The 26,054-nt window shown below is 36.9% G+C and carries 26 protein-coding genes and 3 other annotated features; of the genes, 23 read left to right on the top strand and 3 right to left on the bottom strand.

The genetic code is table 11. The annotated features are described in order from the left end of the window. The first annotated feature begins 413 nt into the window (after positions 1 to 413). From polA to MKY26_RS11405, 16 genes are all read left to right on the top strand, one after another. Positions 414 to 3,050, top strand: coding sequence for a DNA polymerase I (gene polA / locus MKY26_RS11480; RefSeq protein WP_095372315.1), 2,637 nt, complete (start codon positions 414 to 416; stop codon positions 3,048 to 3,050). Positions 3,051 to 3,089: 39 nt separating this feature from the next. After that, the gene (gene mutM / locus MKY26_RS11475; RefSeq protein WP_341056777.1) at positions 3,090 to 3,917 is read left to right on the top strand and encodes a DNA-formamidopyrimidine glycosylase; all 828 of its coding nucleotides are present in this window, start codon (positions 3,090 to 3,092) and stop codon (positions 3,915 to 3,917) included. A gap of 105 nt (positions 3,918 to 4,022) precedes the next feature. Continuing rightward, positions 4,023 to 4,664, top strand: a complete 642-nt coding sequence (ytaF, locus tag MKY26_RS11470; protein ID WP_095372317.1) for a sporulation membrane protein YtaF — start codon at positions 4,023 to 4,025, stop codon at positions 4,662 to 4,664. A 26-nt stretch (positions 4,665 to 4,690) separates the two neighbouring features. Next, the gene (gene coaE / locus MKY26_RS11465) at positions 4,691 to 5,293 is read left to right on the top strand and encodes a dephospho-CoA kinase (RefSeq protein ID WP_095372318.1); all 603 of its coding nucleotides are present in this window, start codon (positions 4,691 to 4,693) and stop codon (positions 5,291 to 5,293) included. A 284-nt stretch (positions 5,294 to 5,577) separates the two neighbouring features. Beyond that, positions 5,578 to 6,603 carry a glyceraldehyde-3-phosphate dehydrogenase gene (locus MKY26_RS11460; RefSeq protein WP_095372319.1) on the top strand — a complete coding sequence of 342 codons (1,026 nt, stop codon included), beginning with the start codon at positions 5,578 to 5,580 and terminating at the stop codon, positions 6,601 to 6,603. Between the two features lie 481 nt (positions 6,604 to 7,084). Beyond that, positions 7,085 to 7,468 (top strand): adenosylmethionine decarboxylase, encoded by a 384-nt coding sequence (speD, locus tag MKY26_RS11455; protein WP_095372320.1) that lies wholly within the window; start codon positions 7,085 to 7,087, stop codon positions 7,466 to 7,468. A gap of 149 nt (positions 7,469 to 7,617) precedes the next feature. Beyond that, on the top strand, positions 7,618 to 8,079 hold the full coding sequence (gene nrdR / locus MKY26_RS11450; protein ID WP_095372321.1) for a transcriptional regulator NrdR: 462 nt from the start codon (positions 7,618 to 7,620) through the stop codon (positions 8,077 to 8,079). Between the two features lie 78 nt (positions 8,080 to 8,157). Then, the gene (locus MKY26_RS11445) at positions 8,158 to 9,579 is read left to right on the top strand and encodes a replication initiation and membrane attachment family protein (RefSeq protein WP_322909663.1); all 1,422 of its coding nucleotides are present in this window, start codon (positions 8,158 to 8,160) and stop codon (positions 9,577 to 9,579) included. After that, positions 9,580 to 10,512 carry a primosomal protein DnaI gene (gene dnaI / locus MKY26_RS11440; protein WP_095372322.1) on the top strand — a complete coding sequence of 311 codons (933 nt, stop codon included), beginning with the start codon at positions 9,580 to 9,582 and terminating at the stop codon, positions 10,510 to 10,512. Positions 10,513 to 10,605: 93 nt separating this feature from the next. After that, positions 10,606 to 11,478 carry a putative sporulation protein YtxC gene (gene ytxC, locus MKY26_RS11435; RefSeq protein ID WP_157733922.1) on the top strand — a complete coding sequence of 291 codons (873 nt, stop codon included), beginning with the start codon at positions 10,606 to 10,608 and terminating at the stop codon, positions 11,476 to 11,478. A gap of 47 nt (positions 11,479 to 11,525) precedes the next feature. Continuing rightward, positions 11,526 to 11,758: a binding site (T-box leader), on the top strand. 46 nt (positions 11,759 to 11,804) lie between these two features. After that, complete coding sequence (gene thrS, locus MKY26_RS11430; RefSeq protein ID WP_095372324.1) at positions 11,805 to 13,739, top strand: threonine--tRNA ligase; 1,935 nt, start codon at positions 11,805 to 11,807, stop codon at positions 13,737 to 13,739. A gap of 232 nt (positions 13,740 to 13,971) precedes the next feature. Beyond that, positions 13,972 to 14,092 (top strand) — a sequence feature (ribosomal protein L20 leader region). Between the two features lie 102 nt (positions 14,093 to 14,194). Further along, positions 14,195 to 14,698, top strand: coding sequence for a translation initiation factor IF-3 (gene infC, locus MKY26_RS11425; RefSeq protein ID WP_095372325.1), 504 nt, complete (start codon positions 14,195 to 14,197; stop codon positions 14,696 to 14,698). A 15-nt stretch (positions 14,699 to 14,713) separates the two neighbouring features. Next, positions 14,714 to 14,914, top strand: a complete 201-nt coding sequence (rpmI, locus tag MKY26_RS11420; RefSeq protein ID WP_095372326.1) for a 50S ribosomal protein L35 — start codon at positions 14,714 to 14,716, stop codon at positions 14,912 to 14,914. Positions 14,915 to 14,939: 25 nt separating this feature from the next. Further along, on the top strand, positions 14,940 to 15,299 hold the full coding sequence (rplT, locus tag MKY26_RS11415) for a 50S ribosomal protein L20 (RefSeq protein ID WP_095372327.1): 360 nt from the start codon (positions 14,940 to 14,942) through the stop codon (positions 15,297 to 15,299). Positions 15,300 to 15,525: 226 nt separating this feature from the next. Next, the gene (locus tag MKY26_RS11410; protein ID WP_307312684.1) at positions 15,526 to 15,798 is read left to right on the top strand and encodes a DUF1294 domain-containing protein; all 273 of its coding nucleotides are present in this window, start codon (positions 15,526 to 15,528) and stop codon (positions 15,796 to 15,798) included. A gap of 73 nt (positions 15,799 to 15,871) precedes the next feature. Beyond that, positions 15,872 to 16,156: a hypothetical protein gene (locus MKY26_RS11405; protein WP_341097375.1), complete on the top strand. Its 285-nt coding sequence runs from the start codon at positions 15,872 to 15,874 to the stop codon at positions 16,154 to 16,156. Between the two features lie 491 nt (positions 16,157 to 16,647). On the opposite strand, the gene MKY26_RS11400 is transcribed toward MKY26_RS11405, so the two are convergent. After that, the gene (locus tag MKY26_RS11400; RefSeq protein WP_095372330.1) at positions 16,648 to 17,040 is read right to left on the bottom strand and encodes a sigma-w pathway protein ysdB; all 393 of its coding nucleotides are present in this window, start codon (positions 17,038 to 17,040) and stop codon (positions 16,648 to 16,650) included. 217 nt (positions 17,041 to 17,257) lie between these two features. On the opposite strand from MKY26_RS11400, the gene dut reads away from it, so the two are divergent. Next, positions 17,258 to 17,692, top strand: a complete 435-nt coding sequence (dut, locus tag MKY26_RS11395) for a dUTP diphosphatase (protein WP_095372331.1) — start codon at positions 17,258 to 17,260, stop codon at positions 17,690 to 17,692. Positions 17,693 to 17,852: 160 nt separating this feature from the next. After that, positions 17,853 to 18,938: a M42 family metallopeptidase gene (locus tag MKY26_RS11390; RefSeq protein WP_095372332.1), complete on the top strand. Its 1,086-nt coding sequence runs from the start codon at positions 17,853 to 17,855 to the stop codon at positions 18,936 to 18,938. A 34-nt stretch (positions 18,939 to 18,972) separates the two neighbouring features. Here MKY26_RS11390 and sspI read toward each other — a convergent pair whose 3' ends face one another. After that, a complete protein-coding gene (gene sspI, locus MKY26_RS11385; RefSeq protein ID WP_095372333.1) occupies positions 18,973 to 19,179 on the bottom strand; it encodes a small acid-soluble spore protein SspI in 207 nt (68 codons plus the stop codon). A gap of 127 nt (positions 19,180 to 19,306) precedes the next feature. On the opposite strand from sspI, the gene MKY26_RS11380 reads away from it, so the two are divergent. The 3 genes from MKY26_RS11380 to pheT all read left to right on the top strand — a co-directional run bounded on the left by MKY26_RS11380 (position 19,307) and on the right by pheT (position 23,912). Then, positions 19,307 to 20,065: a TrmH family RNA methyltransferase gene (locus MKY26_RS11380; RefSeq protein ID WP_322909661.1), complete on the top strand. Its 759-nt coding sequence runs from the start codon at positions 19,307 to 19,309 to the stop codon at positions 20,063 to 20,065. 73 nt (positions 20,066 to 20,138) lie between these two features. Beyond that, positions 20,139 to 20,388: a binding site (T-box leader), on the top strand. Positions 20,389 to 20,442: 54 nt separating this feature from the next. Continuing rightward, positions 20,443 to 21,480, top strand: a complete 1,038-nt coding sequence (pheS, locus tag MKY26_RS11375; protein ID WP_307312687.1) for a phenylalanine--tRNA ligase subunit alpha — start codon at positions 20,443 to 20,445, stop codon at positions 21,478 to 21,480. Positions 21,481 to 21,497: 17 nt separating this feature from the next. After that, positions 21,498 to 23,912 carry a phenylalanine--tRNA ligase subunit beta gene (gene pheT / locus MKY26_RS11370; protein ID WP_341097355.1) on the top strand — a complete coding sequence of 805 codons (2,415 nt, stop codon included), beginning with the start codon at positions 21,498 to 21,500 and terminating at the stop codon, positions 23,910 to 23,912. 253 nt (positions 23,913 to 24,165) lie between these two features. Here pheT and rnhC read toward each other — a convergent pair whose 3' ends face one another. Then, positions 24,166 to 25,113 (bottom strand): ribonuclease HIII, encoded by a 948-nt coding sequence (rnhC, locus tag MKY26_RS11365; protein ID WP_341098687.1) that lies wholly within the window; start codon positions 25,111 to 25,113, stop codon positions 24,166 to 24,168. A 113-nt stretch (positions 25,114 to 25,226) separates the two neighbouring features. Between rnhC and zapA the strand changes: the two genes are divergently transcribed. Both zapA and MKY26_RS11355 read left to right on the top strand, forming a co-directional pair. Next, positions 25,227 to 25,487: a cell division protein ZapA gene (gene zapA / locus MKY26_RS11360; RefSeq protein ID WP_095373635.1), complete on the top strand. Its 261-nt coding sequence runs from the start codon at positions 25,227 to 25,229 to the stop codon at positions 25,485 to 25,487. Between the two features lie 8 nt (positions 25,488 to 25,495). Beyond that, positions 25,496 to 26,035 (top strand): CvpA family protein, encoded by a 540-nt coding sequence (locus MKY26_RS11355; protein WP_322909658.1) that lies wholly within the window; start codon positions 25,496 to 25,498, stop codon positions 26,033 to 26,035. Positions 26,036 to 26,054: the final 19 nt, after the last annotated feature.

Raw genomic sequence — 26,054 nt, 5'->3', positions numbered from 1 at the left:
GCCATTAACAATAGGGGGTTACAATTAGTATTGTAAAACCCCTTCATCACATGATGTGAAGAAGAGAGAGCTACCCCGCTCTCTCTTTTTTTAGAAAGAAGTTCTAGTCTGTGATAAACAATAATCAAATGAATGATATTAAACAACTCCAATTTATAATATTGTAAGTGGTGCTGCTATGCGCTAAAGAAGTGGCCATCACCTAAAAATTTCTACAGTTCCCACCTCCACAAATACCATATACTTCATCAAATTTTGTAAATCTCTTCGTTAAAGAACGATAGCCCTATGAATTTCTATTCCTAATTTTTCTTTATTCTTTTAGACATGATAAAATATAGAATAGATAATGGCTTTTTCGAAGTGTATTCAATGAAATGACTTTGTAAGAAGCGAAGGAGGTTGGTGGCGAGATGACAAAGAAAAAACTCGTATTAATAGATGGAAATAGTATTGCTTATCGAGCTTTTTTTGCTCTTCCATTATTAAATAACGATAAAGGCATACATACGAATGCAGTCTATGGATTTACGATGATGCTTATGCGCATTTTGGAAGATGAAAAACCTACTCATATTCTTGTTGCATTTGATGCCGGTAAAACTACGTTTAGACATAAAACGTTTACTGAATATAAAGGTGGAAGGCAAAAAACGCCGCCAGAACTTTCAGAACAGTTCCCGGTGATTAGAGAGTTACTAGATGCTTATCAAATTGCTCGGTATGAGCTAGAGAATTATGAAGCAGATGATATTATTGGCACGTTATCTTTAATAGCTGAACAAGATGATTTTGAAGTAAAGGTCATTTCAGGGGACAAAGACTTAACACAGCTAAGTTCGGAAAAGACAACAGTAGGAATTACGAAAAAGGGGATTACTGATATAGAAGAGTACACCCCTCAGCATATCGAGGAAAAGTATGGTATCTCACCTGAACGTATCATTGATATGAAAGGGCTAATGGGAGATAGCTCCGATAATATCCCGGGTGTGCCAGGTGTCGGGGAGAAAACTGCACTAAAATTATTAAAGGAGTTTGGGACATTAGAACAATTAGTTCAATCGATAGATCAAGTGAGTGGTAACAAATTAAAAGAGAAGTTAGAGGAATTTCAAGACCAAGCTTTAATGAGTAAAGAATTAGCAACAATTTTAAGAGAAGCGCCGATTGAAGTAGAGCTAGATAAAATAGCTTATGAAGGATGGAATGAAGATAAACTATATCATTTATTTAAAGACCTCGGTTTTAATTCTTTATTAGAAAAGATAAGCTTTGATTTAGCAGAAGACGGAACAGCCGAGCTTGAAGAAATTAATTTTGAGATTGTTACTGATTTTACCGAGGAACAATTGGATGGAGATAGTGCATTATATATCGAGGTGTTAGAGGATAATTATCATTACGCAGATATTCTTGGAATTGCAGTCACAAACAAAAATGGAAACTTCTTTATTTCAACAAAAAACGCTTGTCAATCGAATGTGTTTAAAAAATGGGCAGAAGATGATGCCTCTCCAAAGGTCGTATATGATGCGAAAAGGTCTGAAGTCTCACTAAGACATCATGGTATTCATTTAAAAGGTATCCACTTTGATATCCTTTTAGCAGCTTATATTATCAACCCTTCTGAAACAATTGAAGATTTAGCTTCTATTGCGCGTAATCACGGATACTCTGCAGTTCAATCCGATCAAGCTTTTTATGGGAAAGGAGCAAAAAGGAGTATTCCAAAGGAAGAAGAGCTTGCTCCTCATATTGTAAGGAAAGCAGTGGCAATGGATTCGCTTTATGAAAAATTGGATACGTCGCTACAAACGAACCAGCAGTCTGCTCTTTTTTACGAATTAGAATTACCCTTATCATTGATTCTTGCTGATATGGAATCGGCAGGTATTAAAGTGGATTTGAAACGCCTGCGTTCAATGGGAACAGAGCTATTAGAGAAGCTTGCGGCCATTGAGAATCGAATTCACGCGTATGCTGGAGAAGCATTTAATATTAATTCTCCGAAACAATTAGGGGTAATCTTATTTGATAAGCTGCGTTTACCAGTTATGAAGAAAACAAAAACGGGCTATTCTACTTCAGCAGATGTATTAGAAAAATTAGAATCCAAACATGAGATTATCAAAGAAATCCTTGAATATCGTCAATTAGCGAAACTACAATCCACCTATATTGAAGGTTTACTAAAGGTGGTCAATAAAGAAACGGATAAAGTGCATACCCGTTTTAATCAAGCGTTAACGCAAACGGGGAGATTAAGTTCTACAGACCCTAACTTACAAAATATCCCGATTCGCTTAGAAGAAGGTAGAAAGATTAGACAAGCATTTATTCCTTCAAAGAAAGATTGGGTTATTTTTGCAGCAGATTATTCACAGATTGAATTAAGGGTTCTCGCTCATATTGCAGGTGACGAAAAGCTAATCTCCGCATTCAAGGAAGATTTAGATATCCATACGAAGACAGCTATGGAAGTTTTTCATGTTTCAAAAGAAGAAGTGACGGCAAATATGCGGCGTCATGCAAAGGCAGTTAACTTTGGGATTGTTTACGGGATAAGTGATTACGGCCTTTCACAAAGTCTATCTATCACAAGAAAAGAAGCTGGAGAATTTATTGATCGCTATTTAACAAGCTACCCTGCAGTTAAACAATATATGGAAGATATTGTGCAAGAAGCAAAACAAAAAGGGTTCGTAGAAACTTTACTTCACCGTCGTAGATATTTACCGGAAATCACAAGTCGGAATTTTAATCTTCGCAGCTTTGCGGAAAGAACGGCTATGAATACACCCATTCAAGGAAGTGCCGCAGATATTATTAAAAAAGCGATGATAGACATGGCTGATCGCTTAGAGAATGAACAATTACAATCCAAGCTTTTATTACAAGTGCATGATGAACTGATATTTGAAGCACCGGTAGAAGAAATAGAAAAACTGAAAGAAATTGTTCCAGATGTAATGGAGCATGCCGTAGAGTTAAAAGTACCGTTAAAAGTAGATTATTCATACGGCCCAACATGGTTTGATGCGAAGTAAGTGAGTTCACAATCGGATTGAAAAAAGGAGTCATTATGGATGCCTGAATTACCTGAGGTAGAAACAGTAAGAAGAACTTTAGAAGAGTTGATTATCGGAAAGACGATTGACCAAGTGTTGGTACACTGGCCGAAAATGGTGAAAGAACCGGACGATGTCGTTCGATTTACAAAGGCGCTAGAAGGGGAAACATTTAAAGCGGTTGCCCGTCGCGGAAAATTTTTGATTCTTTATACGGATGATCTTGCCCTTGTTTCTCATTTACGAATGGAAGGGAGATACGGGGTTTATCCGAAATCAGAAACGATTGATAAACATACACATGTGATTTTCTCCTTTACGGATGGAACAGAGTTAAGGTATAAAGATGTGCGCAAATTTGGCACCATGCATTTATTTAAGCGTGGAGATGAGCTTGGTCAACTACCACTTTCACAATTAGGTGTAGAACCTTTATCAGATGCCTTTTCGCCAAAGATATTACAAAATTTATTGAATAAGACAGCACGGCCCATTAAGGCGGCTCTCTTGGATCAAAAACTAATTGTAGGCTTAGGCAATATATATGTCGATGAATCTTTGTTTAAAGCAGGTATTCACCCAGAGCGCTCTGCTAAAACATTAACAAAAGAGGAAGTAGAAAAGCTTTATTCGGAAATTAAAGCAACATTGTCCGAAGCTGTGGAACGAGGAGGCAGTACGATACGTTCTTATGTGAACTCCCAAGGCCAAATAGGATTATTTCAGTTAGAGCTATTTGTGTATGGGCGGCGTGGAGAGGAATGTAAAGTTTGTGCTACACCGCTTGAGAGAATCATTGCTGGAGGACGTGGGACTGTTTATTGTCCACAATGTCAGCCGAAATAAAATAACCACATTTTTCTTTTGTCATCTTAACCTAGATTATAGATAACATTGGATGGGCTTCTTCCATATAATATGTTAGCCATTTCATGGAAGGAGCTCTTTTAAATGACGCAGATGATGACACTTATAATACTAGCTATAGCTGTTAGCTTAGATAGTTTTAGTGTAGGTTTAACGTATGGATTAAGAAAAATGAAGATTCCAATTAAATCGATTTTAATTATTGCTTGTTGTTCAGCTTTTACTCTTCTCATTTCAATGGGGATTGGTCATACAATAGCAAAGTTTATTTCACCTGCTTTTGCAAACAGTATTGGGGGTATTATCCTTATTGTATTAGGTGCTTGGGTACTGTATCAGTTTTTCCGCCCTGAAAAGGAAAAGGATAAAGATGCTCTTCCACATGAGAAAATTCTTTTGAATTTTGAAATCAAGTCTTTGGGTGTAGTTATTAACATTTTAAGAAAACCGATGGTAGCCGATATTGATAAGTCAGGTACAATTACTGGTATTGAAGCCTTTTTATTAGGGTTTGCTTTGTCACTGGATGCGTTTGGTGCAGGTATTGGAGCGGCTATGCTTGGGTTTTCACCATATTATTTAGCTATATGTGTTGCGGTTATGAGTTCATTATTTGTTTTTGGTGGGATGAGTATTGGCTCGATATTTTCTAAATCTCAATGGATGCAACGATGTTCGTTTATACCAGGATTAATTTTAATTATACTTGGAATCTGGAAAATTTAATTTGATAAAAAGGTGTGAGAGTAAGAATGACAGTTATTATCGGACTCACTGGTGGAATTGCAAGCGGTAAAAGCACAGTTTCCACCATGTTTAAAGAAAGAGCAATTACAGTAATAGATGCAGATGTTGAAGCGAAACGAGCAGTTGAAAAAGGTGCGGCTGCTTATGATGAAATTGTCTCTCATTTTGGCCAAGAGATTCTTCTAGAAAATGGGGAGATTAACCGTCAAAGATTGGGTTCCATTGTTTTTTATAGTGAAGAAGAAAGAATGAAGCTCAACAGTATTGTCCACCCGGCTGTTAGGAAGAGAATGAACGAGCAAAAGGACGAGGCAGTTGCTAATGGTGAAAAAATGGTCGTTCTAGATATCCCGCTCTTATTTGAAAGTAAACTCACATATATGGTGGATTACACCGTTTTAGTGTATGTTAATAAAGAAAATCAGCTTCAGCGGTTGATGGAGAGAAATGGTTTTGATGCAGAAGAAGCGAATGCGCGTATTCGATCACAAATGCTATTGGAAGAAAAAGTACAGCTAGCGGATTTTTTAATTGATAATAATGGCGATCTCGCTAGTACAGAGAAGCAACTAGATGATTTACTGTTACAATTAAAAGATAAACAGTAAAACACAATTACTACTTAGACTTCTACGTTTCATTAGTAATATTTCAACCCTTTTCGTCCACAATAATAAGTGGATTATTTTTTTTCACTTAAGAAATAGGGCGTAAAGATGCATTTTTCACGTAATGTCACGCGTTTTATGCTCTCTTTACATCCACAATATTTCTGAATAGTGGAACTTTAAAATATCCGCAATTTGCTCATCACATTTTGTGGTTAATATGTTATACTATTAGCATGAAAATGGTTAAAAAAGTATAACATTTATACGGAAGGGGCCGTAAGATGAAGGCGAAAATAGCGATTAATGGGTTTGGGAGAATAGGACGAATGGTGTTTAGAAAGGCCATTCTTGATGATACATTGGAAGTAGTAGCAATAAATGCTAGTTATCCACCAGAAACGTTAGCACATTTAATTAAATATGATTCTACTCATGGTGCATTCCAAGGTGAAGTGATTCCCGAAGATGATGCGCTTGTAGTGAACGGAAAAAGAGTTCAATTACTAAGCAATCGTAACCCTGAGGAACTTCCTTGGAAACAAATGGAGATTGATATCGTTGTTGAAGCTACAGGTAAGTTCAACTCAAAAGATAAAGCGATGCTTCATTTAAATGCAGGTGCCAAGAAAGTTGTTTTAACGGCTCCAGGGAAAAATGAAGATGTAACCATTGTGATGGGTGTGAATGATGAAGCGCTTAACATTGCTGAACATGATGTGATTTCTAATGCTTCTTGTACAACAAACTGCTTAGCGCCAGTTGCAAAAGTATTAGAAGATAAGTTCGGCATTGAAAACGGTTTAATGACGACTGTACATGCGTATACAAATGACCAAAAGAACCTTGATAATCCACATAAGGATCTTCGCCGTGCTAGAGCTTGCGCGCAGTCAATTATTCCTACTTCAACAGGAGCAGCGAAAGCATTGTCTCTTGTGTTACCACAATTAAAAGGCAAGTTACATGGGATGGCTCTTCGTGTGCCGACGCCAGATGTATCACTTGTTGATTTAGTTGTTGATTTAAAGAGGGATGTAACAATTGATGAGGTAAATGCTGCGTTTGAAGATGCGGCACAAAATGAATTAAAAGGTATATTAGATATAACAGAAGAACCACTTGTTTCAATCGATTTCACAACAAATCCACACTCTGCTATTATTGATGGGCTTTCCACAATGATGATTGGTGAGAATAAAGTAAAAGTTTTAGCTTGGTATGATAACGAGTGGGGTTATTCTTGTCGTGTAGTTGACTTGGTGAAATATGTAGCTGAAGAACTAAATAAATCTGCAGTGAACGCATAATTTTATGTAGGCAATCCTTTAATGGGATTGCCTTTTTTGCATTTTTACTATGTAGGTAAAATGAAATGTTAAACTGATTACTACATAGATGATCACAGGTTGGGGCAATCTTTTAAATAAAAAAAGCTTTTTGTTTGTCTTTTCGTTGCGTATTTCTGAATGATGTCTCTGGAAAATTTGAATAAATTGTGACATTTCCCTTGGTTAATGGAGGGGATAAACACTGATGATAACAATGTTTAGTCCCCTTTCTTTATGTGAAAATGTAATTATTATTGAAATTCACTTAAATAAATTTTCTAGGATTTATTGCAAAAGAACATTAAACAAAGTATACTAAAAATCGTGAACTTCTCAACGAGTAAGGCGCTAAATGGCTACTTAAAGGGTTAGGACCTCTTTGGACTAACTTTCCCCCGTGGTAGTTATATGCTTTGCCCAGTAGAAATTCATGTCAATTAGTAAAGGGGGAAATTTGAATATGGAAACAATGGGTCGTCACGTCATCTCAGAGCTTTGGGGATGCGATTTTGAAAAATTGAATGATATGTCATTTATTGAGCAAACATTTGTAGCAGCTGCACTAAAATCAGGGGCAGAAGTGCGAGAGGTGGCATTCCATAAATTTGCACCACAAGGTGTAAGTGGGGTTGTCATTATTTCAGAGTCGCATTTAACTATACACAGTTTTCCGGAGCATGGCTATGCAAGCATCGATGTTTATACTTGCGGTGATCTTAATCCTCATATCGCGGCTGACTATATTGCAGAAGCTTTAGGTGCTGATACACGTGAGAATATAGAAATTCCTCGTGGAATGGGTCCTGTTCAAGTTAAGAACGCAACAAAAGCCAATGTGTTATAATAAAGAAGAAGTCTTCAAGAGTGCAAGCGAATAATTGCACTCTTTTTATTATGAAAAAAACATATCTACTTGTACTAACAACTCCTTTTTTATATGATAGTAAGTAAAGATACATTTTAGGAACGTAAAGATGAGACGGAGTTGATTGTATGAAATGCCCTTCATGCCAACATAATAATACTCGTGTGCTAGACTCTCGTCCTGTTGATGAAGGTAAATCGATACGAAGACGAAGAGAGTGTGAAAAATGTGGTTATCGGTTTACAACTTTTGAAAAGGTAGAGGAAATTCCTTTGATTGTTGTGAAAAAAGAAGGAACAAGAGAAGAGTTTAGCAGAGAGAAAATATTGCGTGGACTAATAAAAGCTTGTGAAAAACGACCGGTTGCATTAAAAGAACTAGAGGATATCACTTTTCAAGTTGAAAAGGAATTAAGAAGCAACGGAGTATCAGAAGTGAAGAGTGATGATGTTGGCGAAATGGTTATGGACAGGCTAGTGAAAGTTGACGATGTCGCCTATGTTCGCTTTGCTTCTGTTTATCGTCAATTCAAAGATATTAATGTATTTATAGAAGAGCTAAAAGAGTTAATGAAGAAGGAACAAGCGTAAAGGTGAGCAAATAGGCTAAAGTGAATTTAGCTTCTTTGCTCATTTTTTTCAAGATATGAAAGAAAGAAGGTATTTTTCATGGCCCAGCATTGGACTGAAGTCATCCCTAGTGATCATTATACAGTGGCTTTAAATGGGCTGTTACATGACTATGATCGAAAAATCTTAGTATTTCTTTATCAGCCACTTATTGGGACCATTGCGTACAGTTTATATATGACCTTATGGATGGAAGTGGAGGAAAACCGTATTTGGTCTTCATCTTCGCGTAACCATCATGGTCTGATGAGTATGATGGACTTAAGTTTAAAAGAAATTTATGAAGCAAGAAAAAAACTTGAAGGAATTGGCTTGCTAAAAGTTTATGTGAAAGAAGGGGAAAATCGTGAATTTATTTATCAATTACAGCCACCCCTTTCTCCAAGTACATTTTTCTTAGATGGTATGCTCAATATCTTTCTTTATAAAAAAATCGGTAAAACTCAATATACGAGACTAAAGCGTTTTTTTAGTGATGAGGAGTATTCAAACCTCCATCTTGATTATAAGGATGTAACAACAGCCTTTCATGAGGTTTATACATCTGGACACCAGCTTGCTAAAGAGTATAATGATGACTTATCTGTTTCTCCTAAAGGTGAATGGGTAGATAGAATGGAAGCGGGTAAAATTCAAATTCCATGGCAAACATTTAATTTCTCGTTATTGGAAGCGGGCCTTAGTGAATCACTTGTTCCCCGAAAAGCACTTACGCAAACAGTAAAGGATGCCATTAGTAATTTGGCGTTTTTATATGATATTGATGTTATGGAAATGAAGAATATTCTTATAAGCGCGATGAACGAAGATGATGAAGTTGAGATGGATGAATTGCGGAAATCGGCAAGGGATTGGTATCAAATGAATCATCGTGACGAATTGCCATCATTAATTACGCAAACTCAGCCTGTTCATAGTCTCTCAATAACTGAAAAGCCAAAAAGTAAAGAAGAAGAGCTTATTCAATACTTTGATACAACTTCGCCTATTCAATTTTTGAAAGATTTATCTGGGGGGGCGGAACCTTCAAAAGCGGAATTGAAAATACTTGAAGATGTGATGTTTCACCAAAAGTTGCCTCCCGGTGTGATGAATGTTTTGATTGATTATGTGATGCGTAAAACAGATAAAAAGCTGACAAAGGCATATGTGGAAACAATCGCAAGTCATTGGGCGAGAAAGAGCGTTCAAACTACGGCTAATGCCATGGCTTTGGCGAAGAAAGAACACCAACAATATTTGAAATGGGCAGAGAATAAAAAAGTAGGGAAACGTTCATCCAAATCTAATACGAAAAAAGCTGTCACGAGGACAGAGCTTTTACCTGATTGGTTTGACGAGGAAACAAGTAAAAATGAGACTGTCGTCCAACAGAAGCAGGATAAGAAAGATGATAATGTAGATCTTAATATGAAAGAATTTCAAGAACTAATGAAGAGAAGAAACGGGGGTGGACAATAGATGGAAAGAATCAATGATACGCTTAAAAAACTTGCTGGAAATCAAGATTTTAAAACGAGATATGAAAAGCAACGAGCAGAGACTTTAAATGATCCAGATGTCCGTGCCTTTTTGACGGCACATAAGGATGAACTGTCAGCAGATATGGTTGAAAGAAGCTTAATTAAATTGTATGAATATAGCAAGCTAAGTAAGGAATGTAATCGCTGTCCGAGCCTAGATAGTTGTATCAATTTTATGCAAGGCTACCACCCAGAGCTCGTCATTGAACGTGGACTGATTGATATTAAATATGATAAATGCCCACGAAAGCAAATCCATGATGAAAAAAGAAAAAATGAGAAGTTGATTCAAAGTTTATATGTCCCTAAAGACATACTAAATGCAACCTTTGATACGGTGTACAACGATGATGGAAAAAGAATGGAAGCAGTCAATAAAGCTCTTAGCTATTGTATGAATTTTAAAAAGGGTGATGGTCAGAAGGCGTTATATTTATACGGCCAATTTGGTGTCGGTAAATCATATTTATTAGGTGCGATTGCCAATGAACTTGCACTGAAGCAAGTTTCATCAATGATTGTCTATGTGCCTGAATTATTTAGGGAATTGAAAAGCTCAATTAGTGATTCGACTTTAAATGATAAACTTGAAGCTATTCGATCAGCTTCTGTACTTATGTTTGATGATATGGGTGCAGAAACGATGTCTAGTTGGACAAGAGATGAAATTTTGTCGCCGATTCTACAATATCGTATGCTTGAAAAGTTACCGACCTTTTTTACCTCAAACTTTGATTATAAAGGACTTGAACATCATCTTACCTATAGTCAACGAGGGGAAGAGGAGCGGATGAAGGCAAGAAGAGTAATGGAGAGAATTAAGTATTTAACCGATCCTGTGCTTGTCGAAGGACCGAATCGAAGGGTTTAGGCAAGATAATTTTCAATAGTTTTTCTTCATGACTTCTATTTTGGCCAAGTCTCCCATATATATGAATCAGATAGATGTTAAGGGGGGATTTGGTTGATAGAGATCATTTTCCGGAATAAGCATGAAGCCGAGGAGCTGTTTCAGCACGCAATCCGGATTCAGAACTATACGGAAGGCGAAACGACAATTCTTCATAATGAAGGTCAATATATAGTAAGAATGTATCCTGAACAATGCAGTGGACGATCTATTGAAGAAGTAAAACGAACATTTTCTGCTTTTTTAATGGAGAGTAAATGCGATAGTTGGTTTAGAAAGATAATGGCCGAAAAGTTTTATTATCAAGATTCAGAAGAACAACAACAAATTCTTGAAATCATTCATTCCATATTGGAAGGGCAAAGAGAAGATTTATCTACTTTTTTACATAGAGTGGATATACACGAGCAATTACGATCGGCTATAGATCGCCTAGTGCATGATGATATCTCTTTTTCCTATGATGCTTTTATAAAGTTTCGTCTTAAACCGCTTTTAGACGATATGACAAAGTATGTTGAGTTGTCTATTGATGAATATAAAATGGAACAGGAATATCAAATGTTTATTCAAACCTTAAGAGACTTTATTAAGGATAGAGAAAGTAAGTTACCCACGATTCATTTATATTTAGGTGAAGAAGTTCGCTTTTTTAATCAGCATTTCGAAGAGCTTTCTCGAATGGACCTAACGGCGATGATAGATAGAAGATTATTAATTAATCACCCTGTCTATGTAGATTCAGTTACAATCGCACCATTACTCTCAATCGCTCCTCAGGAAATATGTTTATATAGTGAAAGTGAGGAACAACCTTTAGTTCGTACAATTAAAAATATTTTTGAAGAGAGATTGGAAATCCTTCATATAAGTGAATTTAATATGCGTAAACAGCATGCATGTAAAAATATAAGTGAACCCTCTTGATTTTCCGTAAATTAAAAACTATAATACTTACATATTGAAATTATCAATGAACAGTAATGATAAGGATATGGGTATTCTTTTACGGTTTATAGAGAGGGAAGACAAGGCTGCAATCTTCCTAACACGAATGGAATGCTTACCACCTTTGAACTCCAATACATAAAGATGTCTAAGGCGTCGATTAAGTATTGGCGGCAACAAGACCGTTAACTTGCTACGAGTCACTTTTTTAAAGTGAGAAGTAGGGTGGAACCACGTGTATATGATACTCGTCCCTTTTATTAGGGGCGAGTTTTTTATTTTTCAAAAACAAGGAGGAAGTTATGATGTCAGAAATGATTAAAGTTTCGTTTCCAGATGGAGCAGTAAAGGAGTTCTCCAAAGGAACAACAACGGAAGAAATCGCATCATCAATCAGCCCTGGCTTAAAAAAGAAAGCCATAGCAGGTAAAGTGAATAATGAATTATTCGACCTTCGTCGTCCAATTGAAGAGGATGCGGCTGTGGAGATCATTACCCAAGGCAGTGATGAGGCGCTTGAAATTATGCGTCACAGTTCCGCTCATTTAATGGCGCAAGCGATTAAACGTTTATATAAAAACGTTAAATTAGGTGTAGGTCCTGTTATTGAGAGTGGCTTCTACTACGATATCGATATGGAGGAGTCATTAACACCTGAAGATCTACCGAAAATCGAGAAAGAAATGAAGAAAATCATCAATGAAAATATTGAGATTGTTCGTAAAGAAGTGAGTAGAGACGAAGCTTTAAAAATCTATGAGGAGATTGGCGACGAATATAAGGTTGAACTGATTGGCGCCATTCCAGAAGGTGAAACAGTTACCCTTTATGAACAAGGCGAATTCTTTGATCTTTGTCGAGGGGTTCATGTTCCTTCTACAGGGAAAATTAAAGAATTTAAGCTTTTAAGTATTGCTGGCGCATATTGGCGTGGAGATAGCGACAATAAGATGCTACAACGTATATATGGTACTGCATTCTTTACAAAAGATGACTTAAACGAACACTTGCGTTTGCTTGAAGAAGCAAAAGAGCGTGATCACCGTAAAATTGGTAAGGAATTAAGCCTCTTTACGAACTCCCAAAAGGTTGGACAAGGGTTACCGCTATGGTTACCAAAAGGCGCAACAATTCGCCGTAATATTGAACGTTATATCGTGGATAAAGAAGTGCGTTTAGGCTATGACCATGTATATACACCAATTATGGCAAATGTGGAACTTTACAAAACTTCAGGACACTGGGATCACTATCAAGAAGATATGTTCCCTGTAATGAAAATGGATAATGAGGAGCTTGTTCTTCGTCCAATGAACTGTCCTCATCATATGATGATTTATAAACAAGGAATCCATAGCTATAGAGAATTACCAATCCGTATCGCTGAATTAGGTACAATGCATCGCTATGAGATGTCTGGAGCATTATCAGGATTGCAACGTGTACGTGGTATGACATTAAATGATGCTCATCTATTCGTTCGTCCAGACCAAATTAAAGAAGAATTTATACGCGTTGTTAATTTAATTCTCGAAGTATACAAAGACTTTGACATTAATGATTATTCGTTCCGCCTATCTTATCGCGATCCTGAGGATACTGAAAAGTATTTTGATGATAATCAAATGTGGGAAAAGGCACAATCGATGTTAAAAGAAGCAATGGATGAGATTGGCTTGCCATACTATGAAGCCGAAGGGGAGGCCGCATTCTACGGTCCTAAGCTTGATGTACAAGTAAAAACAGCTCTAGGTAAAGAAGAAACGTTATCAACTGTTCAGTTAGACTTCTTGCTTCCTGAACGTTTTGACTTATCTTATGTTGGGGAAGATGGCAAGCCGCATCGCCCTGTTGTTATTCACCGTGGTGTTGTTTCAACGATGGAACGTTTTGTTGCTTTCCTTATCGAAGAATACAAAGGTGCATTCCCAACATGGCTAGCTCCTGTTCAAGTCCAAGTTATTCCAGTTTCAAATGATATCCATTTTGATTATGCGAAAAAAGTAAAAGAAGATTTACAGCTTGCAGGAATTCGCGTTGAAATCGATGATCGTAATGAAAAAATGGGTTATAAAATTCGTGAAGCACAAATGCAGAAAATCCCATATATGCTCGTTGTCGGCGATAATGAAGTAAGTGAACAGGCGGTTAATGTACGTAAATATGGGGAACAAAAATCAGAAACCATCTCCTTTAATGAATTTAAACAATTGATTGAGAAGGAAGTTCAAAGAGGATAAAAATATTACAAACAACGTGTATGATCGTATCCCAGAGTCTTTATCCATGCTTAACTCAAAACGTCACTTTATGCATGTTGTTAAGCTGGATAAAGGTGGGTACAAAAAAATTTCAAAAGTTGTTGCCAAACACCGCAACTTTTGATATCATTTTCTATGTTGTGAAAAAACAATACCATTTGACAAATATTATGCTTTGTGATATATTTTCTAAGGTAATTTGAATACAGTTTGAGTAAAGAAGAAGCGCCCGCTTCTCACCTGATTGACGCTTTTAGGCAGTTAGCAGGTTTACGTGAATTTTAACATTGTACGTAATGTGTGGGTGTCTTCACCCGCACTTTTTTATTTGCCTCAATTGTATCACTCGGTGCAGCTGGAAGCTTCTTTTAGAAAAGTGACCCAAACATTGTGTTCATATAAAACCATGGAGGTGTCTAACTATTAGCAAAGATATGTTGTTAAACGAGGGTATCCGTGCCCGTGAAGTTCGTCTTATTGACCAGAATGGCGAGCAACTAGGAATCAAATCTAAAAATGAAGCGCTAGAAATAGCCGCACGTGTAAATCTTGATCTTGTTCTTGTAGCACCGAATGCAAAGCCTCCTGTAGGCCGTATCATGGACTACGGTAAGTTTAAGTTCGAGCAACAGAAGAAAGACAAAGAAGCACGTAAAAATCAAAAAATTATCAGTGTTAAAGAAGTTCGCCTTAGTCCAACGATAGAGGAACATGACTTTAATACAAAGCTTCGTAACGCAATCAAATTCCTTGAAAAAGGCGATAAAGTAAAAGCTTCCATTCGTTTTAAAGGTCGTGCGATTACGCATAAGGAAATTGGACAGCGTGTTCTTGTTCGATTTGCAGAGGCTTGCTCTGAAGTCGCAACAGTTGAATCTCATCCGAAAATGGATGGCCGAAGCATGTTTATGATACTTGCACCTAAAAACGAAAAGTAAGAGGAGGAATTCCACATGCCAAAAATGAAAACACACCGTGGTTCTGCTAAGCGTTTTAAAAGAACAGGATCTGGAAAATTAAAACGTTCTCACGCTTACAGAAGCCATATGTTCGCGAATAAATCTCAAAAACAAAAACGTAAGCTTCGTAAAGGTACTCTTGTATCTACTGGTGATTTCAAGCGTATCCGCAATATGTTAGTAGGTCTTAAGTAAACTCGCAAAATAGGAGGGAAATATTATGCCACGTGTAAAAGGCGGTACAGTTACTCGCAAACGTCGTAAAAAGGTATTAAAATTAGCTAAAGGTTATTACGGTTCTAAACATACATTATATAAAGTTGCTAACCAACAAGTAATGAAATCTTACAACTATGCTTATCGTGATCGTCGTCAGAAAAAACGCGACTTCCGTAAGTTATGGGTTACTCGTATTAACGCAGCTGCTCGTATGAACGGTCTTTCTTATAGCCGTTTAATGCACGGATTAAAACTAGCTGGTATCGAAGTAAACCGCAAAATGCTTGCAGAATTAGCTGTTTCTGATGCAAATGCATTCGCAGAATTAGCAAATGTTGCAAAACAAAACCTTTCTAAATAAGAAAGTTTAAGAGTCGCTCTTTCGGGGGTGGCTTTTTTTGTTATGATTTTAGTCTATTGAAGTGGAAGAAAACGAAATATACTCCTGCAAAGTTCAAGTATATGTTAGTGAGCATCTCAAGCGTATTAAACTAATGACCTTTGGCACGAGTACGAACTTATAAATACGATTAATTTACTTTATCAGCTATAATTTCGATAACGAAATGAGAATAGGGGTGTAATGAATGATTTTTGCTATCATAATCGTCTTTTTTATAATGAATGGCATTGCAGCAATTATGATGAAAATAGATAAAAGAAAAGCGCAAAAGGGAGAATACCGCATTAGTGAGCAAAATCTGTGGCTGGTTGCTCTTTTGTTTGGAGCTATAGGAATGACTTGGGGAATGAGGCGTTATAGACATAAGACAAAGCATTTTTCTTTTAAATTTGGTCTTCCTATCTTATCTGTGTTACAGTTGATATTCCTCGTTTACCTCATCATGGAGTGGGCATAATTTTAGTGCCCTTGCCATATGATGTACTAACATCCAAGAATCTTATAGTTCATGGAAGGTGGGCGTTTATCAGGTGAATGAACATCTTGCTCTTGCAAAGGGGATTATTGAGACAGCAGGTATTCTCGCTCCATTCGCATTTATTTTATTTCATATTTTGCGGCAGTTCCTTTTTATCCCTGTGCCACTTGTTTGTATTGCTGGTGGTGTATTGTTTGGCAGTTTATTTGGTAGTATTTTATCTCTAGTAGGGTTAATGTTATCTTGTTTATTTTTTTATGTATTAATTTATCAACTTCCTACCTTTCATGAAAAACTGTCTCATTTAAAAAAAGAAATGGTTTGGAGAATATCGTAATTTAACCATTGGTCAAATTTCCATTCTTCGTTTGATTCCATTTATTCATTTTCATTTACTTAACTTTTGCTTGCTAGAAAAAAACCCGAAATTTCGTGATTTCTGCAAAGGTGCTTTGTTAACAAATATACCATTAGCAATCTTTTATACTGTTTTTGGTGAATTTATCAGTAGATTTACACCAACAATGATTGTTATGATTCTACTGTCTTTGTCCATTCTTCTCTATCTCATTAGAGAGAAAGTGACTGTGATAAAATGGCAAGAATTTTTTAAAACAACAAAGGTGAAAAAAGTTTCATAAATGAAAGGTTAGGGTCGTGTATCCTGGCTTTTTTTGTTTATTGACTTTGAGAGGGGAATTATTTGATTGCAGAAAAAGAGGAAAATACTGATGTAATAAAAATCTAGCAAATGCTACTTAGAGATATAAATATAGCCCTAACAAACTTTGTAAAGGTTTGTTAGGGCTTAAAGTTTGGGCTCATCTTTCACTGGTTACGCTTTTTATCCATTAGCTCTTTCACAGGGCTCTTCCAGTCGATTTTTGCATTCATATAATGGTTTTTTAATTTGCTTTCGATAAACATAAAGTCCTCGCCAACAAGTCCTTGTAACTCTGATGGCTGATGAGGCCAAATGAAAATTGAAACCACATCAAAGGAGTTATCTGTTGTACCTAGATATTTTTCACCTTCAAACATAACCCCTTTATAAGTAATGAAGAAATTTTTCTGAGCGTTATTTGCGTCGTCATAAAAAAAATATTTTTTTTGTTTATGAGCTTTTTCTAATTTACGCATCGGATTTGTAACATACTTAACAGCACTATATATGAGCAAAATAATCAAAATGATTAGTAATAGGCGAATGATCAATAACATTAAGAATACCCCTTTGTACATTTTTTAAGTGTTTACGAATAAAAACGAAAAAGGTTTCAACTTTGTTTAAATTTGTTATAATTTTTTTGTTATGTAAAAAATAATTGGCTCTTTAATCGAAAAAACTGAGGGACATTTACGGTTTATATACCCATTAGTAAGTAATTTTATGCAACATGATAATAACATCATTCTATAATAAGATGAGGGATAAACAATGACGAATATATTAAACATTAAATTGATTCGCAATGATGCTAAAATGCCTTACCGTGCAAATGAGGGGGACGCTGGGCTAGATTTATTTTCAGTTGAAGATGTAATCATACCATCAGGACAGTCAGCTTTAATTAGCACAGGTATTCAGATGGAGTTACCAAAAGGAACGGAAGCACAAGTAAGGCCAAGAAGTGGTTTAGCTCTTAAACATAGTGTAACGGTTTTAAATAGTCCAGGGACGATTGATGAGGGCTATAGAGGCGAAGTGAAGGTCATCTTGATTAATCATGGAAAAGAAGAATTCCGTGTAGAAAAACATATGAGAATTGCCCAAATGGTAATCGCACCAGTTTTTCAAGTTGAGCTTGCCCAAGTAAGTGATTTAACACAATCAGAAAGAAACAGTGGAGGGTTTGGTTCATCCGGAAAATAAGTGAGCGTCTAAACCTCAAAGTACCTTTAAGTCTTCCCGCTTGTTAACACATATGTATAAGTTCTATAGAAATGAAGTACAGTAAGAAGTAGTTTAAGTTTTTACAAAAGAAGGACTAACCATGTATAATGGGCTTAAATAATATTAAGGGAGTCGAAATATGTCTAAGCTTGATGAAACATTAACGATGCTAAAAGAACTAACTGATGCAAGAGGGGTTCCAGGTAACGAACGAGAAGTGCGTGAAGTGATGAAAAAATACATAGAACCCTTAGCTGATGAATTATCAACTGACGGACTTGGTAGTTTAATCGCTAAAAAAATTGGTCAAGCAGATGGGCCAAAGATTATGGTTGCTGGTCATTTAGATGAAGTAGGTTTTATGGTGACAAGTATTGATAATAAAGGGTTTTTGCGGTTTCAAACAGTTGGAGGCTGGTGGTCTCAAGTGATGTTAGCCCAACGTGTGACGATTGTAACATCTAAAGGAGATGTGACTGGGGTAATTGGTTCGAAGCCACCACATATTTTGCCAGCAGAAGCGCGTAAGAAAACAATTGAAATCAAGGATATGTTCATTGATATCGGTGCTTCTAGCCGTGAAGAGGCATTAGGTTGGGGCGTAAAACCAGGGGATATGGTTGTTCCATATTTTGAATTCACTGTGATGAACAATGAGAAAATGTTACTTGCGAAAGCTTGGGACAACAGAATCGGTTTGGCGATTGCAATTAAAGTGCTAGAAGGTTTGAAAAATGAGAACCATCCAAATACAGTATATGCGGTTGGAACGGTACAAGAAGAAGTTGGCTTGCGTGGGGCAAAAACAGCTGCACAAATGATTAAGCCTGATATCGGTATCGCTGTTGATGTTGGGATACCAGGAGATACACCAGGTGTAACAGAAAAGGATGCGTTAAGTAAATTAGGTGATGGTCCTCAAATTATTCTCTATGACGCTTCTATGGTGTCACATAAAGGTTTAAGAGATTTTGTAACAAATACAGCAGATGAGCTCAATATTCCATATCAGTTTGATTCTGTACCAGGTGGTGGAACGGATGCAGGTTCCATACATTTAACATATAAAGGTGTGCCAGCGCTTTCAATTACAATTGCAACAAGATATATTCATTCACATGCGGGTATTCTTCATCGTGATGATTTTGAAAACGCAGTAAAACTGATTACAGCTGTTATTAAAAGACTAGATAACGATACAGTTGCAAAAATAACTTTTGAATAGAAAAAAACAGCCTGATGAAAGGCTGTTTTTTTTCTTATTGTAAGCCGTTTTCTAACGTCTCTAGCATTTCTTTCTTTTCAGTTTCAGATGAATTTTGCCAAATGACTTCAAATAATACGCCAAGGCCAGGGAGCATTTTCTCTTCGCCTGTTTGTATAGCATCAACAATAGTATCTTTTAATTCATCTTGTGAATTACCTGAAACATTGTGTAAGATGGCATTACGTAAATTTAAGTTCATAAAAGTAAACACATCCTTCGTTAGAATTCGTTACGATTATAGGGTTTCTCATTTAAGATTTATTATGTATGTGTTTTTCGGTATAATGAAATATTAATGGCACGTGTTTTATTGAAGGAGCGAAAAAATGAAGTACTTACAATCAGCAAAAAATCCACAGGTGAAGCAGTGGAAAAAGCTTCTCAAAAGGAAAGAAAGAGATATAACAGGTACTTTTCTTGTTGAAGGATTTCATCTTGTTGAAGAAGCATTAAAAGAAAATCGTGTAAAAGAGTTAATGATTAGTGAGGAAAAGGATATACCAAAAAGCTGGAATGTAGGAAACTGTTCCGTTTATATCCTACCGCCACATGTGATTGGAGACTTAACTGATACACAAACACCGCAAGGAATTGTGGCCGTATGTTATCAAGAAGAAGAGAGGTCTTTCGATTCGCTTGGTTTGAAGAAATTATTACTATTAGATGAAGTGCAAGATCCCGGAAACTTAGGAACAATGATTCGTACAGCTGATGCGGCTGGCATGGATGCGGTTATCATCGGTCACGGCACAGTGGACCCTTATAATCCAAAGGTTTTACGTTCTGCTCAAGGTAGTCACTTCCATCTACCAATTATCCATGGCAAGTTGGATGTATGGATGAAGGAGTTAAAGGAAAATAATATTCCTGTATACGGTACAGCATTAGAAGGAGGCAAAGAATATCAAAGCTTTGCTCCACTGGATGAATTTGCATTGCTCGTTGGTAATGAAGGGAACGGTGTAAATAAAGAGTTACTTACACAAACTACAGCCAATCTGTATATTCCTTTATACGGTAAGAGTGAGTCCTTAAATGTAGCTGTAGCAGCAGGTATATTGCTATATTATTTGAGAAACGAATAATGAGTAAAAAAATCGTGAGAACAATTTGAATGTCGACTCATAATGTAATATAATAAATAGCAAAATGAAATAATTAAAAGCTATGATAGAGACAAAGTAAAGTATGTTTTGTTCATAATAGGGAGAAAATGCCTGAGACTGAAAGCATTTTTATGAGCGACTTACTCGAAATTTCAGCTCTTGAGCAGACATCGGGACCATCGAATATTTTCGATGTAAAGATGCACCGGCTTTTTGCCGTTATCGAAATGAAGCGAATATAGCATGTTTTTTATTGTTGTATTAAAAAGGGTGGTACCGCGATTCCAAACCTCGTCCCTTTCATGGGATAAGGTTTTTTATTTTGTCAAAAAAGTATTAAAAGGAGGAGTTTCAAGATGCAAGAGCGTTTAAAAGAATTGCAAGCAGAAGCGTTAGAGAAGGTTTCTGCGGCAATGGATTTAAAAGAATTAAATGATATCCGCGTTGCTTATTTAGGTAAGAAAGGCCCGATCACAGAAGTACTAAAAGGAATGGGGAAACTTTCTGCAGAAGAACGTCCGAAAATGGGTGCATTAGCAAATGAAGTGCGTGATCAAATTACGCAAGGAATAACGGCAAAACAAGTGCAGTTAGAAGAAGCGCAAATTCAAGCTAAGCTTGCTGCAGAAACGATTGATGTGACATTACCAGGTCGTCCTGTACATACCGGTAATCATCATTCATTAACAAGGGTTGTTGAAGAAATTGAGGACTTATTCATTGGAATGGGCTATACCGTAGCGGAAGGACCAGAAGTGGAGAAGGATTATTATAATTTTGAAGCATTGAACTTACCAAAAGGTCACCCTGCACGTGATATGCAAGATTCATTCTATATTACAGAGGATATTTTATTACGCACACATACTTCGCCTGTGCAAGCTAGAACGATGGAAAAGCATGAGGGGAAAGGTCCAGTGAAAATCATTTGTCCAGGAAAAGTATTCCGTCGTGATAATGATGATGCGACTCACTCTCATCAATTTATGCAAATTGAAGGACTTGTGATAGATGAAAATATTCGTATGACAGACTTAAAGGGTACGCTAGAAGTATTTGCGAAAAAAATGTTTGGTGAAGAGAGAGAAATTCGCCTTCGTCCAAGTTTCTTCCCATTTACTGAGCCATCTGTAGAAATGGATATTTCTTGTATGATTTGTTCTGGAAAAGGCTGTAATGTATGTAAAAAAACCGGTTGGATTGAGATCTTAGGTGCAGGAATGGTACACCCAAATGTCCTTGAAATGGCAGGATTTGATTCTAAAAAATATACAGGTTTTGCCTTTGGCATGGGAGCTGAGCGTATTGCCATGTTAAAATACGGTGTCGATGATATTCGTCATTTCTATACAAATGATAGTAGATTCTTAAAGCAATTCTCAATTCATGAATAAAGGGGGAGGACAACGATATGTACGTTTCATATAAATGGTTACAAGAATATGTTGACTTATCTGGGATTACACCAGAAGAATTAGCAGAGAAGATCACAAAGAGCGGAATCGAAGTTGAAGGTGTAGAGACACTTGATGAAGGAATTAAGGGTGTCGTCGTCGGCTATGTATCTGAAAAACAGAAACATCCAAGTGCTGATAAATTAAATATTTGTCAAGTAGACCTTGGCGATGGCGAACTTGTGCAAATCATTTGTGGGGCTCCTAATGTTGATAAAGGACAAAAGGTAGCAGTTGCAACTGTAGGTGCAGTATTACCGGGGAATTTTAAAATTAAAAAAGCAAAATTACGTGGTGAAGCTTCGAATGGTATGATTTGTTCTCTTCAAGAACTAGGCTTTGAAAGTAAGCTAGTCGCTAAAGATTATAGTGAAGGTATCTATGTGTTTCCAGCATATACAGAGCTTGGAACCAATGCATTAGAGCAATTGCACAGAGATGATCAAGTATTAGAACTAGGGTTAACACCGAACCGTGCAGATTGCCAAAGTATGCTTGGTGTTGCCTATGAAGTCGCTGCTATTTTAGAAAAAGATGTGAAGTTACCGCAGACAAAGGTAGAGACTGTTTCTGAGAGGGCCGCTGATTACATCACTGTAAATGTAGAAGCAGCAGATGATAACCCATTATATGTCGCTAAAGTAATTAAAAATGTAAAAATCGCTCCGTCACCACTATGGTTACAAGCTCGTTTAACAGCAGCTGGTATTCGTCCACATAATAATGTTGTTGATATTACGAACTATATTTTGCTTGAATACGGTCAGCCTTTACACGCGTTTGATTATGATCGCCTAGGTTCGAAAGAGATTCTTGTTCGCCGTGCCAACCAAGGTGAAAAAATCACTACGCTTGATGATGCTGAGAGAGAATTAACAACAGATCACCTAGTTATCACAAATGGGGAAGTACCAGTTGCTTTAGCTGGTGTAATGGGTGGAGCGAATTCAGAAGTTGGTAATGAAACAACGACCGTACTACTTGAATCAGCTTATTTCACTGGAGGTGCGATTAGAAAGTCCTCGAAAGATCACGGATTAAGGAGTGAAGCGAGTGCGCGTTATGAAAAAGGTGTTGATCCACAGCGTGTTCGTCCAGCAGCAGAAAGAGCAGCGCAATTACTCACGCAATACGCAGGCGGAGAAGTATTAGAGGGATCAGTAGAGGTTGACACGTTAAAAGTAGAACCTGCTGTTATCACCATTACCATTGATAAAATCAATCGTGTCCTTGGAACATCGTTACTAGTGAGTGAAGCAAAAGATATTTTAGAAAGATTGCAATTCACGACAGTGGTTGAAGAGAATGAAATTACAGTAACAGTGCCAACAAGACGTGGTGATATTACAATAGAAGAGGATCTTGTAGAAGAAGTGGGTCGCCTATACGGATACGATAATCTTGCTTCAACATTGCCCGGTGGGACGGCTTCAGCAGGTAGTTTAACGCCTTATCAAAAGAAACGACGTATCGTTCGTCAATACTTGGAAGGGGCGGGATTATATCAAGCCATCACTTACTCATTAACGAGTGAAGATAAAGCGCAAAACTACTCCTTAGAAGCTAGAGACCCAATTAAGCTTGCGATGCCGATGAGTGAAGAGCGTAGTGTGTTACGGCTTAGCTTAACTCCGCATTTACTAGAAGTCCTTAAATATAATAGTGCGAGACAAATTGACGCTACTGCTATTTACGAAACAGGCTCTGTTTTCTTACGTACAGCTGAGAATGAGTTGCCTGAGGAAAAAGAACATTTAGCTGCGGCCATTACAGGTTTATGGGAGTTACATCAATGGCAAGGGGAGAAAAAGCCAGTTGATTTCTTTGTTCTGAAAGGAATTCTAGAAGGATTATTTAGTAAACTTGGTTTGTTAGAACAAATCACGTTTGCCAAATTTGAGAAAGACGGACTACATCCCGGTCGCTCAGCAGAAGTATTTCTAAATGAAACGAGTATAGGGTTTATTGGTCAAGTTCATCCGAATGTTGAAAAAGAATTAGACTTAAAAGAAACGTATGTTTTTGAATTATCATTAGAGAAATTATTACATGCTGAAATTAAACCTTTACGCTATGAAGCTATTCCTCGTTACCCATCTATTACGAGAGATATTGCTTTAGTGGTCGATCAAACAACGACAGCTCAAGCATTAAGTACTGTCATTCGTGAAGCAGGCGGCAAATTACTAAAAGACGTTCATGTATTTGATTTATATGAAGGAGATCGAATGGAAGAAGGTAAAAAATCAATTGCCTATTCACTGAAATATTTTGATCCAGAACGGACTCTTACAGATGAAGATGTTGTAAAAGCCCATGACAAAGTGTTAAAAGCATTAGAAGAAAAAACTGGTGCTGTCCTTCGTGGATAAATAATCATCAAAGTGATACTTACTGTTATTTTTCGGTAGTATCACTTTTTTTGTACAGTGTAGTTGAAAAGAAAAATTACTATTTAAGAGACTATAAATATAGGAAGAAATAAGAGTAAGATAGTGGTAAGATGAGGAATCACTGGTCCCAGAAGAAGCGCCCTGTATTAGAAGTAGAACACAAGCTGAGAGCTTGAGAGGCGCTAGTAAAAGTAGAAATCCGCTCTTCATAAAAGAGCGGAGCCCTATTGCTTTATGCTTTATACTTCTTTCTATAAAGAGCTTTTGCTTTATCGGTGTTAGCAAAATGCAGTTTCACAAAGCGCGTTAGAGAATCTTCACCATGGATATGTATTAATTTCGCACCGCATTCGTCAACCTTAGGGCCGGCACCTTTTGTTAGTGGAAAGCCAGCCTTTTTACTTAATTCCTCGAAACGAAGGAGAAACGCATAGCGTGCAAGGATTGATGCAGCTGCGACAGCGATATGTACAGATTCACCTTTCGTACTGAAATATACATTTTCTCTTTGTATATTGGCTTGAGATTTTAAATAATTATAATATACTCCTTCTTGAGCAAATTGATCGATTAAGACGGCGTCTGGCTTCTCTGGAGACATTTTTTCAAGCACACTATTAATAGCTTGGTTATGAAGGAGAGCTTTTAGTTTTCCTTGAGACATTCCTTTTTGTTGCATGTTGTTATATTTTTCATTATGTAGTGTAAGTAAACTAAAGGGAATGACATCTTTAATTTGTTTAGCGATTTGGATAATTCTCTGATCATTTAAATTCTTAGAGTCTTGCACGCCAAGCTCTTTTAATAGTGGGATGTTTTTTGCACTTACATAAGCTGCTACTACAGTCATTGGTCCAAAGTAATCTCCTGTCCCAACTTCATCTGAGCCCACAACTGATAGGGATGCAAAATGATCCGGTAATTTGGATCCTTTTGGCGAGCTGGCTTTCTTTTTCGGTGCGACTTCGCTATTAGAGCCCCCCCATTTATCAGCTTCTGATTGACAGCCTGCTCCTTGAAATAATACTTTACCTGATTTGTAGGCAGTAATTGTACAATTGTTTGTTTTGGCAGTGAAAATACTACCGGGAGGCTGTTTCGGTGATAGTAGAGCTTGGTAATGTGTTTTCATTAGTTGAAGTTCTGCTGTAGATTTTTTTAATACTATTTGACTCATAATTGATTCCTCCTATTTTGACAATTCCTCTGTCTTTTTGACAAGCTTTGACTTCCCTCAAAAAATGGTTCGTGTTATGATAATGTTTAGGATTCTTCAGAATGGGGGCTTGTATGTTGTCAAATACTGATAAAAACCGGACAAGGGTTGATATATATGGTATCCCGTATACAATTGTCGGCACGGAGAGCTCCAGCCACATCCGTTTAGTTGCATCCATGGTGGATGAAACAATGAGAGATATTAGTGCAAAGAATCCTTCGCTCGATATTAGTAAACTTGCTGTTTTAACAGCTGTGAACACAATGAACGATTATTTGAAACTTAAAGACGAAGTAGAACGTCTTAAAGAAGAATTAAATAGAGTAAAGGACTGACACGAATTATGCTTGATCTTGCCATTATTATCATGTTAATCTTCGGGTTTTTCATAGGTCTACGAAGAGGATTAATTCTTCAAGCTATCCATCTATTAGGCTTTATTGTCGCCTTCGTTGTGGCAAGACTATACTATGAGCCTTTAGCTCCTAAATTAACCTTATGGATTCCATATCCGAACTTCGGGAATTCACAGCTTGAAACGATTTTAGGTAACACAGACTTAGAGACAGCTTATTATCGCGCAATTGCATTTGCAATCATTTTCTTTGCAGTTAAGATTGTATTACAAATTATCGGCAGTATGCTAGATTTTCTCGCAAGTTTTCCGATATTAAAACAATTAAACAGTTGGGCTGGAAGTATTTTAGGATTTATAGAAGTTTATCTTATCATGTTTATCTTATTATACATAGCAGCATTATTACCAATAGATAGTGTGCAGTCAACTCTAGACGGCTCGTTTATGGCAAACTTTATTATTGAGCACACACCAGTGTTATCCCAGCAGATAAAAGAGTTATGGATTGATTATGTAGCTTCTTAACTTCTCTACCTTAGGAAGA

The organism is Cytobacillus sp. FSL R7-0680 (assembly GCF_038009245.1).
GTDB lineage: Bacteria > Bacillota > Bacilli > Bacillales > Cytobacillaceae > Cytobacillus > Cytobacillus kochii.
This window is presented reverse-complemented; position numbering and strand designations above follow the sequence as displayed.

Coding starts and splice junctions, on each gene's coding strand:
- pheT (WP_341097355.1), top strand. CDS start 21,498: ATGTACGTTTCATATAAATGGTTACAAGAATATGTTGACTTATCTGGG.
- dnaI (WP_095372322.1), top strand. CDS start 9,580: ATGGAAAGAATCAATGATACGCTTAAAAAACTTGCTGGAAATCAAGAT.
- coaE (WP_095372318.1), top strand. CDS start 4,691: ATGACAGTTATTATCGGACTCACTGGTGGAATTGCAAGCGGTAAAAGC.
- MKY26_RS11390 (WP_095372332.1), top strand. CDS start 17,853: ATGTCTAAGCTTGATGAAACATTAACGATGCTAAAAGAACTAACTGAT.
- nrdR (WP_095372321.1), top strand. CDS start 7,618: ATGAAATGCCCTTCATGCCAACATAATAATACTCGTGTGCTAGACTCT.
- dut (WP_095372331.1), top strand. CDS start 17,258: ATGACGAATATATTAAACATTAAATTGATTCGCAATGATGCTAAAATG.
- MKY26_RS11380 (WP_322909661.1), top strand. CDS start 19,307: ATGAAGTACTTACAATCAGCAAAAAATCCACAGGTGAAGCAGTGGAAA.
- infC (WP_095372325.1), top strand. CDS start 14,195: ATGTTGTTAAACGAGGGTATCCGTGCCCGTGAAGTTCGTCTTATTGAC.
- sspI (WP_095372333.1), bottom strand. CDS start 19,179: ATGAACTTAAATTTACGTAATGCCATCTTACACAATGTTTCAGGTAAT.
- MKY26_RS11460 (WP_095372319.1), top strand. CDS start 5,578: ATGAAGGCGAAAATAGCGATTAATGGGTTTGGGAGAATAGGACGAATG.
- rpmI (WP_095372326.1), top strand. CDS start 14,714: ATGCCAAAAATGAAAACACACCGTGGTTCTGCTAAGCGTTTTAAAAGA.
- mutM (WP_341056777.1), top strand. CDS start 3,090: ATGCCTGAATTACCTGAGGTAGAAACAGTAAGAAGAACTTTAGAAGAG.
- polA (WP_095372315.1), top strand. CDS start 414: ATGACAAAGAAAAAACTCGTATTAATAGATGGAAATAGTATTGCTTAT.
- MKY26_RS11445 (WP_322909663.1), top strand. CDS start 8,158: ATGGCCCAGCATTGGACTGAAGTCATCCCTAGTGATCATTATACAGTG.
- rplT (WP_095372327.1), top strand. CDS start 14,940: ATGCCACGTGTAAAAGGCGGTACAGTTACTCGCAAACGTCGTAAAAAG.
- MKY26_RS11410 (WP_307312684.1), top strand. CDS start 15,526: ATGATTTTTGCTATCATAATCGTCTTTTTTATAATGAATGGCATTGCA.
- pheS (WP_307312687.1), top strand. CDS start 20,443: ATGCAAGAGCGTTTAAAAGAATTGCAAGCAGAAGCGTTAGAGAAGGTT.
- MKY26_RS11355 (WP_322909658.1), top strand. CDS start 25,496: ATGCTTGATCTTGCCATTATTATCATGTTAATCTTCGGGTTTTTCATA.
- MKY26_RS11400 (WP_095372330.1), bottom strand. CDS start 17,040: ATGTTATTGATCATTCGCCTATTACTAATCATTTTGATTATTTTGCTC.
- thrS (WP_095372324.1), top strand. CDS start 11,805: ATGTCAGAAATGATTAAAGTTTCGTTTCCAGATGGAGCAGTAAAGGAG.
- ytaF (WP_095372317.1), top strand. CDS start 4,023: ATGACGCAGATGATGACACTTATAATACTAGCTATAGCTGTTAGCTTA.
- speD (WP_095372320.1), top strand. CDS start 7,085: ATGGAAACAATGGGTCGTCACGTCATCTCAGAGCTTTGGGGATGCGAT.